Annotated in this window: 10 protein-coding genes and 1 tRNA gene; 4 read left to right on the top strand and 7 right to left on the bottom strand. The window is 71.8% G+C overall.

The features are described 5' to 3' along the window. Positions 1-7: 7 nt before the first annotated feature. A tRNA-Leu gene (locus O2W17_RS00390) sits at positions 8-81 on the bottom strand. Positions 82-157: 76 nt separating this feature from the next. Here O2W17_RS00390 and O2W17_RS00385 point away from each other — a divergent pair. Further along, positions 158-757, top strand: a complete 600-nt coding sequence (locus tag O2W17_RS00385) for an ANTAR domain-containing response regulator (protein ID WP_269190409.1) — start codon at positions 158-160, stop codon at positions 755-757. A gap of 279 nt (positions 758-1,036) precedes the next feature. Continuing rightward, positions 1,037-2,377: an ABC transporter substrate-binding protein gene (locus O2W17_RS00380; protein WP_269190408.1), complete on the top strand. Its 1,341-nt coding sequence runs from the start codon at positions 1,037-1,039 to the stop codon at positions 2,375-2,377. A 459-nt stretch (positions 2,378-2,836) separates the two neighbouring features. Here O2W17_RS00380 and O2W17_RS00375 read toward each other — a convergent pair whose 3' ends face one another. From O2W17_RS00375 to O2W17_RS00355, 5 genes are all read right to left on the bottom strand, one after another. Then, complete coding sequence (locus tag O2W17_RS00375; RefSeq protein ID WP_269190407.1) at positions 2,837-3,754, bottom strand: ABC transporter ATP-binding protein; 918 nt, start codon at positions 3,752-3,754, stop codon at positions 2,837-2,839. Beyond that, positions 3,751-4,761 (bottom strand): ABC transporter ATP-binding protein, encoded by a 1,011-nt coding sequence (locus tag O2W17_RS00370; protein WP_269190406.1) that lies wholly within the window; start codon positions 4,759-4,761, stop codon positions 3,751-3,753. The genes O2W17_RS00375 and O2W17_RS00370 overlap by 4 nt, the downstream gene beginning before the upstream one ends. Continuing rightward, positions 4,751-5,749 (bottom strand): branched-chain amino acid ABC transporter permease, encoded by a 999-nt coding sequence (locus O2W17_RS00365; protein WP_269190405.1) that lies wholly within the window; start codon positions 5,747-5,749, stop codon positions 4,751-4,753. The genes O2W17_RS00370 and O2W17_RS00365 overlap by 11 nt, the downstream gene beginning before the upstream one ends. Positions 5,750-5,752: 3 nt before the next feature. Further along, on the bottom strand, positions 5,753-7,015 hold the full coding sequence (locus O2W17_RS00360) for a branched-chain amino acid ABC transporter permease (protein ID WP_269190404.1): 1,263 nt from the start codon (positions 7,013-7,015) through the stop codon (positions 5,753-5,755). 300 nt (positions 7,016-7,315) lie between these two features. After that, a complete protein-coding gene (locus O2W17_RS00355; protein ID WP_269190403.1) occupies positions 7,316-7,732 on the bottom strand; it encodes a PaaI family thioesterase in 417 nt (138 codons plus the stop codon). Positions 7,733-7,798: 66 nt separating this feature from the next. On the opposite strand from O2W17_RS00355, the gene polA reads away from it, so the two are divergent. After that, complete coding sequence (polA, locus tag O2W17_RS00350) at positions 7,799-10,546, top strand: DNA polymerase I (RefSeq protein WP_269190402.1); 2,748 nt, start codon at positions 7,799-7,801, stop codon at positions 10,544-10,546. Positions 10,547-10,622: 76 nt separating this feature from the next. After that, the gene (locus O2W17_RS00345; RefSeq protein ID WP_269190401.1) at positions 10,623-11,687 is read left to right on the top strand and encodes an AI-2E family transporter; all 1,065 of its coding nucleotides are present in this window, start codon (positions 10,623-10,625) and stop codon (positions 11,685-11,687) included. Positions 11,688-11,698: 11 nt separating this feature from the next. Here O2W17_RS00345 and O2W17_RS00340 read toward each other — a convergent pair whose 3' ends face one another. Next, positions 11,699-12,544: a class I SAM-dependent methyltransferase gene (locus O2W17_RS00340; RefSeq protein ID WP_269190400.1), complete on the bottom strand. Its 846-nt coding sequence runs from the start codon at positions 12,542-12,544 to the stop codon at positions 11,699-11,701. Positions 12,545-12,659: the final 115 nt, after the last annotated feature.

Raw genomic sequence — 12,659 nt, 5'->3', positions numbered from 1 at the left:
AACACAGTGCCCCCGGTGCGACTCGAACGCACACTGCGCGGGTTTTGAATCCGCTCCCTCTGCCGATTGGGGTACGGGGGCGCGCCGGGGTGCCCCGGTCGCCCGAGCAGCCTATCCGGGCGGTGCTCCGGCTCCGACGCCGCTAGGCTCTGGCGCCGTGACCAGTGAGCCGATCCGCGTCCTGATCGCCGAGGACGAGGCACTGATCCGCCTCGACCTCAAGGAGATGCTCGAGGAGGAGGGGTACAGCGTCGTCGCCGAGGTCGGTGACGGGCAGCAGGCGGTCGAGCGGGCCGAGGAGCTGCGGCCCGACCTGGTCATCCTGGACATCCAGATGCCGGTGCTCGACGGCCTCTCCGCCGCCGAGCGGATCGCCTCGTCGCGGATCGCGCCGGTCATCGTGCTCACCGCCTTCAGCCAGCGGGAGCTGGTGGAGCGGGCGCGGGACGCGGGGGCGATGGCCTACCTGGTGAAGCCCTTCTCGAAGAACGACCTGGTGCCGGCGATCGAGGTCGCGCGCGGCCGGTTCGCCGAGATGACCGCGCTGGACGGCGAGGTGAAGGGCCTCGAGGAGCGGCTGGAGACCCGCAAGGTCGTCGAGCGGGCGAAGGGCCGGCTGATGGCCGACCAGGGCATGACCGAGGCCGAGGCCTTCCGGTGGATCCAGCGCACCGCGATGAACCAGCGGACGAGCATGAAGGCGCTCGCCGAGTCGCTCCTCGCGGCCGGCGCAGCGGACGGGGAGACCGCTTCCTGACTCCTCACGGGGCCGGGGCGACGGGCGGAGGGGCAGCCTCCGGACGCCTCATAGGGACGGCGTAGCGCGTCTGTCGCTGCGCAGCGTTTAATCACGGTGACTGTCCGTGCGATGTATTGCACGATACGGACCCCGAGGTCACGACCTCATCACGGTCGTTCCGCGGCCGGGTGCATCGCCCCGAGGGGCGGCTAGGTTCTGCGCACTGATCGGCGTCCGGTCGGCGGTAGCGCTCGTGCGCGCCGCGCCGGATGCACTGATGACACTGGGAGTTGCTTGATGCGCACTGGCTCTACTGCCCGCGGCATCGCCGTCACCGGTGCCGCCCTGCTCGCGCTGACCGCCTGCGGTGGCGGCGACGAGGGTGGCGGCACGTCGGCCGAAGGCGGCGGCGGCGAAGGCGAGAAGCAGGTCAACGTCTACGGCACCGACGGCAACATGGGCAACGCCCTCGGCGAGTCCTTCACGACCGAGGGTGCCCTGGCGGGGATGCGGGGCACCGCACCGCTGACGGACCTGTCGTCCGACTTCCGGGACCGGCTGAACGCCATCTACCCCGGCCTGCAGGACTACAACTACGCGGGTGAGACCTACGACGCGATCATCATCAGCGCGCTGGCCTCGCTCCTGGCGGGTAGCACCGAGCCCACGCAGTTCTCTCCCTACATCAACGGGGTGACCTTCGGCGGCGAGGCCTGCGCCAGCTTCACCGAGTGCAAGACGATCATCGACGAGGGCGGCAACCCCGATTACGAGGGCGTCTCCGGGCCGCTGGCCTTCACCGAGCCCGGTGAACCGGCGGTCGCCAGTTTCGGCATCCTGGAGTTCGGCCCGGACAACAGCCTCGACGACGAAGCCACCCAGTTCGAGCTCGCCGGTGACGCGGACAACGCGGCGAGCGACGAGGGACCGGCGCCGGCCGCTCCGGGCGCGACGTCCGACGACCCGCTGGTCATCGGCACCCTGCTGCCGCTCACCGGTAACCTCGCCTTCCTCGGCCCCCCGGAGGTCGCCGGCGCCCGGCTGGCCGTCCAGGAGATCAACGACGCCGGTGGCGTGCTCGGTCAGCCGGTGCAGCTCGTCGAGGGTGACTCGGGCGACGCCTCCACGGACACCGCCTCGCAGACGGTCAACCGCCTCCTGAACGAGAACGTCGACGTCATCGTCGGTGCGGCGTCCTCCGGGGTGAGCCTCACCGTCATCGACGCGATCACCCGGGCCGGTGTCGTCCAGATCTCCCCGGCCAACACGTCCGACCAGTTCACCACGTACAACGACAACGGGCTGTACTTCCGGACGGCTCCGCCGGACACGCTGCAGGCCCGGGCGCTGTCCGACCTGATCATCAACGACGGCAACAACACCGTCGGGATCATGGCGCTGAACGACCCGTACGGCACCGGCCTCATGGAGAACACGAGGGAGAACCTGATCTCCGCGGGCCTGTCGGAGGACAGCATCCAGACGCTGACCTACGACCCGCAGGCGGCGAACTTCGACTCCGAGATCCAGCAGATGGTGGAGTTCAACCCCGACGCCATCGTGGTCATCGGCTTCGAGGAGTCGGCACGCATCATCGAGGGCCTCAACGCCGAGGGCATCGGCCCGGCGCGCGACTGAGGTCGCCCCAGTCGCCCGCGTCACCACGGTGACACGGGACGGCTGACCGGTCGCAGTGGCCCGGCACCCCAGAGGTGCCGGGCCACTGCGCTGTCCGGGGTCGGCGGCAGCGCATGCGGCCGTGCCCGTCTCGCGGAGGCGAGGCACCGGCTCCCTGCGACCGCGCGGCTGCGCGCCGGTCCGGCAGCCGCGTGCCGGCGTCGCACGGTCGGGGCACGGCGGGTCGTCCGGGAGGCTCCTGTCCGCCCCGTCGATGGCCACCGTGCCGGGGTGGCCCTGCTCGGGGCCAGAGCCGTGCCGGCGGGCGCGGTGGCTCCGGCGGGTGCGCAGGGTGCCGGCCGGAGCGGGGTGCCGGCCGGAGCGGGGTGCCGGCGGGCCGGCTGTACGCCCGGAAGACGGGTCCGGCGCCGCCCCCGTCGTGGGGAACGGCGCCGGAGGGGCCGCGCGCGGGTGGACCGGTCAGTGGGCCTTGGCCAGCGTGCCCAGGTACAGCTCGATCACCTTGGGATCGTGCATGAGTGATTCGCCGGTCGCCGTGTAGGCGTTCCGGCCCTGGTCGAGCACGTAGCCGCGGTCGCAGATCTGCAGACAGCGGCGCGCGTTCTGCTCGACCATGATGATCGACACGCCGGTGGCGTTGATCCGCCGGCAGCGGATGAACACCTCGTCCTGGTAGACGGGGGAGAGGCCGGCCGAGGGCTCGTCGAGCAGGAGGACCGAGGGGTCCATCATCAGCGCCCGGCCCATCGCGACCATCTGGCGCTCGCCGCCGGACAGGGAACCTGCCTTGCCCTTGCGTCGCTCACCCAGCAGCGGGAACAGGTCGACGACGTAGTCGAAGCGCTCCCTGAACGACTTCGGGCGCAGGTAGGCACCCATCTGCATGTTCTCCTCGATGGTCAGCGAGGGGAACACGTTGTTGTTCTGCGGCACGTAGCCCACACCCAGTGACACCAGCCGGTGCGCGGGCGCCGAGGTGATGTTCTCCCCTCGCAGCGTCACCGAGCCCGACCGCACCGGGATGAGCCCGAACAGCGCCTTGAGCAACGTGGACTTCCCGGCACCGTTGGGGCCGATGATGCCGACGAGCTCCCCCTCGTTGAGGTAGAAGTCGCACTCGTTGAGGATGTTGACGCCTGGGAGGTAGCCGGCGACCAGCTCGTCGGCGCGGATCAGCGCATCGCCGGCCAGCCGGACGTGCTCCTCCCGGGTGGCCGCCTGCTCGGCGGGTGAGAGGTCGCCACCGGAGACGTCGGCGCGCGTCGGACCGCGCCCGGCGGCCTGCGCTCCGTCCCCCTGGTCGACCGGCCGGTCGAACTCGTACTCCGGGGCGGTGCTCTCCCGCGGATCCTTGCCCTGGCTCGGGTCGATGGTCATCGGTCGGTCCTCTTCTTGGTCCGGCGACCGGCCCGGGAGACGTCGTCGGTCTGCTCGCCGTGGGCGATCGTCGCCTCGGCCTCCGCGAGGACGCGGTCCTCGTCCTCGATGGTCAGCGGGGCGTCGTGGTGCGCACCGAGGTAGGCGTCGACCACCGCCTTGTTCTGGCTGATCGACTCGGGTGGGCCCTCGGCGATCACCTTGCCGGCGGCCATGACCACCACCCAGTCGCTGATGTCGCGGACGACGTCCATGTCGTGCTCGACGAAGACGACGGTCATCCCCTGCTCGCGGAGATCCTTGACGTGCCCGAGCAGGCTCTGCGTCAGGGCGGGGTTCACCCCGGCCATCGGCTCGTCGAGCATGACCACCTTGGGGTCGCTCATCAGCGCGCGCGCCATCTCGAGCAGCTTGCGCTGGCCACCCGAGAGGGTGCCGGCGAAGTCGTCCTTCTTGGCGTCCAGCTTGAACCGGCGCAGCAGGTCCATGGCCTTCTCGGTGTTGGCTTCCTCCTGCGCCCGCCAGATCCCGGGGACCAGGGCTCGGAAGAAGCCCTCACCCCGCTGCCCCTGGGCGCCGAGCAGCATGTTCTGCAGCACGGTGAGCCGGGACAGCGCCTTGGTCAGCTGGAAGGTGCGGACCACCCCGAGCCGGGCGACCTGGTGCGGCGACAGCTTCCCGAGGGGGCGGCCGTCGAACGACCAGCTACCGCCGTCGGGCTGGTCGAACCCGGTGAGCAGGTTGAACAACGTCGTCTTGCCGGCACCGTTCGGCCCGATGAGCCCGGTGATGCCGCCCCGCTGGATCTCCAGGTGGTCGACCGAGACGGCCGTGAGGCCGCCGAACGTCCGGACCACGCCGTCCACCACGATGGCGGGGTCCGGCTTGGCGACGCCGATCTCCCAGGGGAGGTCCCGCAGCGCGGCCTGGGCCAGTCGCCGCGGTGGCCCGCCCGCGCCGGTCGTGGACGAGGCGTGCGCCCCGGTGGGTGTCGGTTCAGCGGGCATCGAGCATCACCTCTCGTCGGTCCCCGAAGATGCCCTGCGGGCGGAAGATCAGCAGCAGGATCAGCCCGAGTCCGATGATCATGAATCGGATCTGCGCGACGTCGGTCGCGGACAGCAGGTCCTCCGGGATGACCCCGTTGCCGATCAAGGTACGCAGACCGGTGTCCGCGAACTGGATGATGAAGTACAGGAGCATCGCGCCGATCACCGGTCCGAGCACCCGGGCGGCACCACCGAGGATCAGCGCCGCGTAGGCCAGGAAGGTGTTGGCGTTCTGGTACTGGTCCGGGGTCGCCGACGCGGTGCCGACCGCGTAGACCATGCCGCCCAGCGCGCCGAGCACGCCACCGAGCACGAGCGCCTGCATCTTGTAGACGTAGACGTTCTTGCCCAGGGCACGCACGGCGTCCTCGTCCTCGCGGATCGACTTCACCACCCGGCCCCAGGGGCTGCGGACGAGCAGCCAGACGAGCAGGCAGGCGAGCGCGACGAGGATCCAGCCGACCAGGGTGACCCACAGGTCGGCGCCGCTCCAGCGGGTGCCCAGGAGGCTGTAGCGCCGCGCGGTGTCCCAGGGCGCGAGTGCCACGAACGGGTCGCTGAACCCGGACAGCCCCCGGGTGCCGGCGGTGATCGGCGTCGCCGACACCGACCGGAAGGTCAGCCGGAGCCCCTCGGCCGCGGCGATGGTGGCGATGGCCAGGTAGTCGGCGCGCAGTCGCAGCGTCGGGATGCCCAGCAGCAGGGCGAGCAGCACGGCGGCGGCGATGCCGATGAGCACGCCCACCCAGAAGGGGAGCCCCCACTGCGCCACGGAGATCGCGATGCCGTAGCCGCCGAGCATGGCGAAGGCGATCTGGCCGAAGTTCAGCAGGCCCGTGTAGGCGAACTGGATGTTGAGCCCGATGGCCAGCAGCGCGAAGAAGACGGCCTGGAAGCCGATCCCGGCCTTGAGTGCGACGGCGAGTGCGTCGAGGAGTTCAGCCATGGCTCAACCAATCCGGGCCCGGCTGCCGAGGATGCCCTGCGGCCGCACGATGAGGATGACGATCAGGAGCAGCAGACCGCCCACGTACTTCATGTCGTTGGGGATGACGAGCGTGGACATCTGCACGAAGACGCCGACCACGATGCTGCCGACGAGCGCGCCGTAGGCGGTTCCGAGGCCGCCCAGGGTCACGCCGGCGAACATGAGCAGCAGCAGCCGGAAGCCCATGTCCCACTGGACCTCGTCGGAGAGGCCCAGGAGCACACCGCCCAGAGCGGCGAGCGCCCCACCGACCATCCACACCACCAGGATCACCCGGTTGACGTCGATGCCGGAGGAGGCGGCGAGATCACGGTTGTCCGAGACGGCCCGCATGGCCTTGCCGATGGTGGTCCGCTGCAGCATGACGGCGACGAGGACGAGGACCACCAAGGCCACGACCATCGACGTGAGGTCCTTGTTGGTCATCGAGAAGGCGCCGTAGTCGACGGTGCGCTGGCCGCGGTAGTCGGCGTAGGCGTTGGAGCGGCCGCCGTAGACGACCTGGTAGAGGTACCGCAGCAGCAGCGACAGGGCGATCGAGATCACGAGCGCGGCCACCAGGCCGGTGCCCCGGCCACGCAGCGGCCGCCACAGACCCACCTCGTTCAGCGCGCCGATCCCGGCGCCGACCAGCATCGCCAGGAGCGCGGCGGCGATCAGCGGTACGCCGCCTCCCACGTTGATGAACCACGCCACGATCGCGCCGATGGTCACCAGCTCGCCGTGCGCGAAGTTGACCAGCCCCGTCGTGCCGAAGATGAGCGACAGTCCGATGGCAGCCATGGCGATCAGGAGACCGAACCGGAGGCCGGACACCAGCAGCTCGACCCAGCGGATCGTGCCTCCGCCCGCGTTCCGGCTGCCGTCGTCCAGACCGATGATGACGCCCTGGTTGCGGCCGGGGTCCACGGTGACCGTGCGGCTGTTGCCGGAGTTGAACTCCACCCCCTCGGGGAGGGAGTCCTCCGGGACCGTCACCGTGTACTCGCCGGGGCCCGGCAGGTCGACGACGAAGCGGCCGTTCTCGTCGGTCTCGGCCGTGCCCACCTCGTCGCCGTCCGGCGTGGTGACGACGACCTCGACCCCCTCGATGGGGCCGCTGAGGCTGGTCCGCAAGGTGCCGGAGACCTGCTCGGCCCCGCCCTCGGCCGAGGCGACGCCGGGGGACAGTGCGGCGAGACCGGCCGTGAAGAGGGCGACCAGCAGCAACCGCAGAGCGATCACACCTCTGCGTGGTGGTCCACCGGCGGGCTTCCGAGCCCCCGCGGGTGCGGGGCTGCTTCGTCGACCGTGCCGGCGGACACGGTCCGTCGGGTGCGTCACTCGACCTCCTCGGCGGATGAGTTGAGGACGGACCCTAACCCGGCCGGATGTCTTCGCCGTCTCCGCGCCATGACCTGTGACCTTTCCGCGACACGCCGCAGCGGTGACTCAGCGGGGTCGAATGGTATGTCCACGTGATAACCCCAGTTCAGCGGCGTGTTCGGCGGTCGTCTCCACGGACGAGCGCGCCGGACGCCGAGGTCAGGCCTTCGCCGACGCCGCGAGGGTCATGCAGGTCAGCCGCGCGGTGGCGGTCGGCCGCCCCTGGTCGTCGGTGACCTCGATGAGGAAGGTCGACAGGGTGCGACCGCGGCGCACGGGGGTGCAGACGGCGGTCACGGAACCGGAGGTCGCCGCCCGCAGGTAGCTGGCGTTGAGCTCGATGCCCACCACCTGCCTGTCCGGCCCGGCCCCCAGCGCCGCGGCGACCGAGCCGATCGTCTCGACGAGGGCGCAGGTGGCGCCGCCGTGCAGCAGCCCGAACGGCTGCTCGTTGCCGGCGACCGGCATCGTGGCGACCATCCGGTCGGGGTCGTAGTCGGTGATCCGCACACCGAGCTTGTCGTCGAGAGGGCTGCTCATGCCCTCGGGGAGCCAGGCCGGGGGAGGGGTGCTCACGCAGGCACCGTAGCCGCGCGGTCGCCCCCGCCGTCGTGTCGGTCAGCGGCCCTAGGATCGACGGCGATGTCCGCTCCGGTGAGTACCCCCAGCGCCCCGCCGTCCGCCGACCCCACCAGCACGGGGCCGCGCCCGCGGCTGCTCCTGCTCGACGGGCACTCCCTCGCCTACCGCGCCTTCTTCGCGCTGCCGGTCGAGAACTTCTCGACGACCACGGGGCAGCCCACCAACGCCGTCTACGGCTTCACGTCGATGCTGATCAACATCCTGCGCGACGAGCAGCCGACCCACCTCGCCGTGGCCTTCGACGTCGGCCGGAAGACCTTCCGCAGCGAGATCTACGCCGAGTACAAGGCGAACCGGGCCGAGAGCCCGACCGACTTCCGCGGCCAGGTCAGCCTCGTGCAGGAGGTGCTGGGGGCCCTGCGGGTCCCGGTCATCACGGCGGAGGGCTACGAGGCCGACGACGTCATCGCCACCCTCACCGTGCAGGCGGTCGAGCAGGGCATGGACGTGCTGATCGCCACCGGCGACCGCGACGCGCTCCAGCTTGTCGGCGAGCACGTCACCGTCCTCTACCCGCGCAAGGGCGTCTCGGACATGACCCGGTTCACCCCGGAGGAGGTCGAGACCAAGTACGGGCTGACGCCGCGGCAGTACCCCGACTTCGCCGCGCTGCGGGGCGACCCGAGCGACAACCTGCCGAGCATCCCGAGCGTGGGGGAGAAGACCGCCGCCAAGTGGGTGCGGGAGTACGGCTCGCTCGACGCGCTCGTCGACCAGGTCGACACCGTGAAGGGCAAGGTCGGCGAGAAGCTGCGCGAGCACCTGTCCTCGGTGCTGCAGAACCGGCGGCTGACCGAGCTCGACCGCGCGGTCGCCCTCGCCGTGGGGCCGCAGGACCTCGCCGTCCAGTCGTGGGACCGCAACGAGGTGCACACGCTCTTCGACAACCTGCAGTTCCGCGTGCTGCGCGACCGCCTCTTCGCCACCCTCACCAGCGCCGAGCCGGAGGTCGAGGGCGGCTTCGACGTCCAGGCCGACGAGGTACCGGCAGGCGGGCTGGGTGACTGGCTGCAGGCGCACGCCCGCACCGGGAGCACCGGCGTCATCCTCCGCGGCACGTGGGGCCGCGGCACCGGTGAGCTCACCGGCATCGCGCTCGCGGCCGGCGACGGGCACGCCACGTTCGTCGACGTGGGCCCCGATCTCGACGTCGCCGACGAGCAGGCGCTGGCCGCCTGGCTCGCCGACCCGGCGGCGGCGAAGGTCGTGCACGAGGTGAAGGGCCCGCTGCTGGCGATCTGGGCCCGGGGCTGGGAGCTGGAGGGGATCGTCAGCGACACGGCGCTGGCCGCCTACCTGGCGCTGCCGGGGCAGCGGTCGTTCGACCTGGGCGACCTCGCCGTCCGCTACCTCCGGCGCGAGCTGAAGGACGCCGCCGAGCCCGAGGGGCAGCTCACCCTCGACGGGCTGGGGCCCAGCGAGGAGGACGTCGCCCGCGAGGCGGCGCACGCCGACGTGCTCAAGGCCGTCGCGGTCAACGACCTCTCCGAGGCGCTGGACACCGTCCTCGGCCAGCGCGGGGGCGCCCACCTGCTCGGCGAGATCGAGCTGCCGCTGACCCGGGTGCTGGGCGCCATGGAGTACCGCGGCATCGCCGCGGACCTGGACTTCCTGCGCGAGCTGCAGCGGGAGTTCGCCGACGGCGTCGCCGCGGCGGCGGCGGAGTGCTACGCGGTGATCGGGCGCGAGGTGAATCTCGGGTCGCCCAAGCAGCTGCAGATCGTGCTCTTCGACGAGCTGGGCCTGCCCAAGACGAAGAAGAACAAGACCGGGTACACCACCGACGCCGACGCTCTGACGAACCTCTTGGCGCAGACCGGGCACCCGTTCCTCGAGCACCTGATGCGCCACCGCGACGTCACGCGGCTGCGCACGGTCATCGACGGGCTGATCCCGATGGTCGACGACGCCGGCCGCATCCACACGACCTTCCAGCAGACGATCGCCGCCACCGGCCGGCTGTCGTCCACCGACCCGAACCTGCAGAACATCCCCATCCGGACCGCGGAGGGCCGGCGCATCCGCCAGGCGTTCGTGGTCGGGGCCGGCTACGAGTCGCTGATGACGGCGGACTACAGCCAGATCGAGATGCGGATCATGGCGCACCTCTCCGGCGACGAGGGCCTGATCGAGGCGTTCACGTCGGGGGAGGACCTGCACTCCTTCGTCGCGTCCCGGGCCTTCGACATCCCGATCTCCGAGGTCGACCCCGAGATGCGCCGGCGGATCAAGGCGATGAGCTACGGGCTGGCCTACGGGCTCTCCGCCTACGGGCTGTCCGGTCAGCTGCGCATCTCCGTCGAGGAGGCGCGCGAGCAGATGCACGCCTACTTCGAGCGCTTCGGCGGCATCCGCGACTACCTGGACGGCGTCGTGGACGACGCCCGCCAGACCGGCTACACCGAGACCACGCTGGGCCGGCGGCGCTACCTGCCGGACCTCACCAGCGACAACGGGCAGCGCCGGCAGATGGCCGAGCGGATGGCGCTCAACGCCCCCATCCAGGGGTCGGCGGCCGACGTCATCAAGGTGGCGATGCTCAACGTCGAGAAGGCGATCGCCGCCGAGGGCCTGGCGTCGCGCATGCTCCTCCAGGTGCACGACGAACTGGTGCTCGAGGTCGCCCCGGGGGAGCAGGATGCCCTGGAGACGCTGGTCCGCCGCGAGATGGCGGGCGCCGCGCAGCTGTCGGTCCCGCTGGAGGTCTCGGTCGGCGTCGGGGCCAGCTGGGACGCCGCCGCCCACTGACCCTCACCCTCTTGTCGAGGGTCAGGGAGACCCCAGCGCATGTGTCAGTGCGGTACCGGTGGTCAACACCCCTCAGGTGACTGCTGAGCCACGTCCCGACCGGCCGACCCCGCAGGCACCCGACTGGCTGGTGCGTACCGCTGCGGTGGGTGGGCGGTTGCTGGTCCTCGTCGTCCTGGTCTGGCTGCTGGCCGGATTCGCCGTGAAGGTGACCGCCCTGCTGGTCGCCGTACTCGTCGGCTTGCTGATCGCCGGTGTGGTCGCGCCCGGGGTGGGGTGGGCCGGCCGGAAGGGCGTGCCCCGGTGGCTGGCCGCCGGCGGCGCGGTCCTGCTGATCCTCGGCGTGCTGGCCGGGGCCGCTGTCGGGCTCGGCGTCCGGATCGCCGGACAGCTGCCCCAGCTGCTCGACCAGCTCCGGTCGGCCGCCTCCGAGCTCTCCGGGACCTTCGGCGTCCAGCTGCCGGGGACCGGCTCGTCGTCCGGATCCGGCGGCCCCGGCGGCGGGCAGGGCGCCGGCCAGCTCCTCGGGCCGGCGCAGACCGTCGCCGAGGTGCTGGTCGCCGCCTTCCTCTCCTTCGCCCTGGCCTTCCTCTTCCTCGTGAGCGGCCCGGACATGTGGCGCTGGCTGCTCGGCAAGTTCGGCGGCCGGGTGCGGGAGGACGTCGACGCGGCGGGCCGGGCCGCGTGGACGACGGTGGGCGGCTACGTACGCGGGCTCACGATCGTCGCGGCGTTCGACGCGCTGGGCATCGGCATCGGTCTCGTCCTGCTCGGGATCCCGCTGGCTCTCACGCTGGCCGCGATGCAGTTCCTGGCGTCCTACATCCCGACGATCGGCGCCGTGGTCGCCGGCCTCGCGGCGGTGGTCGTCGCGTACGCCTCGGACGGCCTCGGCACGGCCGCGCTTGTGCTGGGCCTGGTCGTGGTCGTGCAGCAGATCGGCAACGACGTCATCGAGCCGTACGTGATGAAGAACCGGCTGCCGATCAACGCGGCGACGGTGCTGGTCGCGGTCACCGCCGGCGGCCTGCTGTGGGGCATCCCCGGGGCGCTGCTCTTCGTGCCCCTGACGGCGGCGATCACGGCCGGCGCGCACGAGGTGTGGGTCCGGCACGGTTCGCCGCCCGTGGCCGGCCGCTGAGCGCGGCTCCCTCAGCGCCGGCAGACGAGGACGAGGGTGCCGGGGACGAGGGCGCCGCGCTCGGGTGACCACTGGCCCCAGTGCTCCGTGCGGCCCGGCGTCCACTCCGGCTCGAGCAGGTCCTCCAGCACCAGCCCGGCGCCGACGACGGCCCGCACCCAGTCTCCGACCGTGCGGTGGTGCTCGACGTAGACCGTCCCGCCGGCGGCGTCGGTCTCCACGTACGGCGTGCGGTCGAAGTACGAGGAGACGATCCGCAGGTCCTCGGGGTCGGGGGAGTCGGGGAACGGCCAGCGCATCGGGTGGTTGACCGAGGCGACGAACCGGCCACCGGGCCGCAGCACCCGGGCGACCTCGCGCAGGGCGCCCTCGACGTCGGCGACGAAGGGCAGCCCGCCGAACGCCGAGCAGGCCAGGTCGACGCTGGCGTCGGCCAGGGGCAGCGCGCCGGCGTCGGCCTGCAGGAGCGGGACGGCGATGCCGGTGGACCGGTTGAGCTCCGCGGCACGGGCGAGCATCCCGGCGGAGAGGTCCAGCGCCACGACGTCGGCGCCCGCGGTGCGCAGCCAGCGGGCGCACGGAGCGGAGCCGCAGCCGATCTCCAGCACCCGCCGTCCGGCGACGTCACCCAGCAGGTGGGCGTCGGCCTCCCGCAGCCCCTCCGGGCACCACAGGAAGTCGGCGTCCCCGAGGTCGCGACCGTGCTCGGCCAGGTAGGCCGGCGCGGCCGCGTCCCACCAGCGCCGGTTGGCGCGCACCGACTCCTCGGCGCCCGCGGAGCGACGGGCCACCCCGCCGGCGGCCGGGTAGCCGTCGCTGCCGAGGGGGAGGGCCGGGCCGGGGACTGGTGCGCTCATGACACGCCGATCGTGACACGCCGCCGGCCGGGGATGACCGGTCCCACCCAGGTGGACCGGACGCGCCCGGCGTCCGTACGATGGAGAGGCGCCAGAGGTCTGTCGTGCCCTTCCC

This window comes from Blastococcus sp. VKM Ac-2987 (genome assembly GCF_026967805.1).
Taxonomy (GTDB): Bacteria; Actinomycetota; Actinomycetes; order Mycobacteriales; family Geodermatophilaceae; genus Blastococcus.
The sequence above is the reverse complement of the archived record's forward strand: the minus strand, read 5'-3'. Positions and strand labels throughout refer to the sequence as shown.

Excerpts from the sequence above, each read along its gene's own strand:
- O2W17_RS00380 (WP_269190408.1), top strand. The coding sequence starts at position 1,037 with ATGCGCACTGGCTCTACTGCCCGCGGCATCGCCGTCACCGGTGCCGCC.
- O2W17_RS00375 (WP_269190407.1), bottom strand. The coding sequence starts at position 3,754 with ATGACCATCGACCCGAGCCAGGGCAAGGATCCGCGGGAGAGCACCGCC.
- O2W17_RS00370 (WP_269190406.1), bottom strand. The coding sequence starts at position 4,761 with ATGCCCGCTGAACCGACACCCACCGGGGCGCACGCCTCGTCCACGACC.
- O2W17_RS00365 (WP_269190405.1), bottom strand. The coding sequence starts at position 5,749 with ATGGCTGAACTCCTCGACGCACTCGCCGTCGCACTCAAGGCCGGGATC.
- polA (WP_269190402.1), top strand. The coding sequence starts at position 7,799 with ATGTCCGCTCCGGTGAGTACCCCCAGCGCCCCGCCGTCCGCCGACCCC.
- O2W17_RS00340 (WP_269190400.1), bottom strand. The coding sequence starts at position 12,544 with ATGAGCGCACCAGTCCCCGGCCCGGCCCTCCCCCTCGGCAGCGACGGC.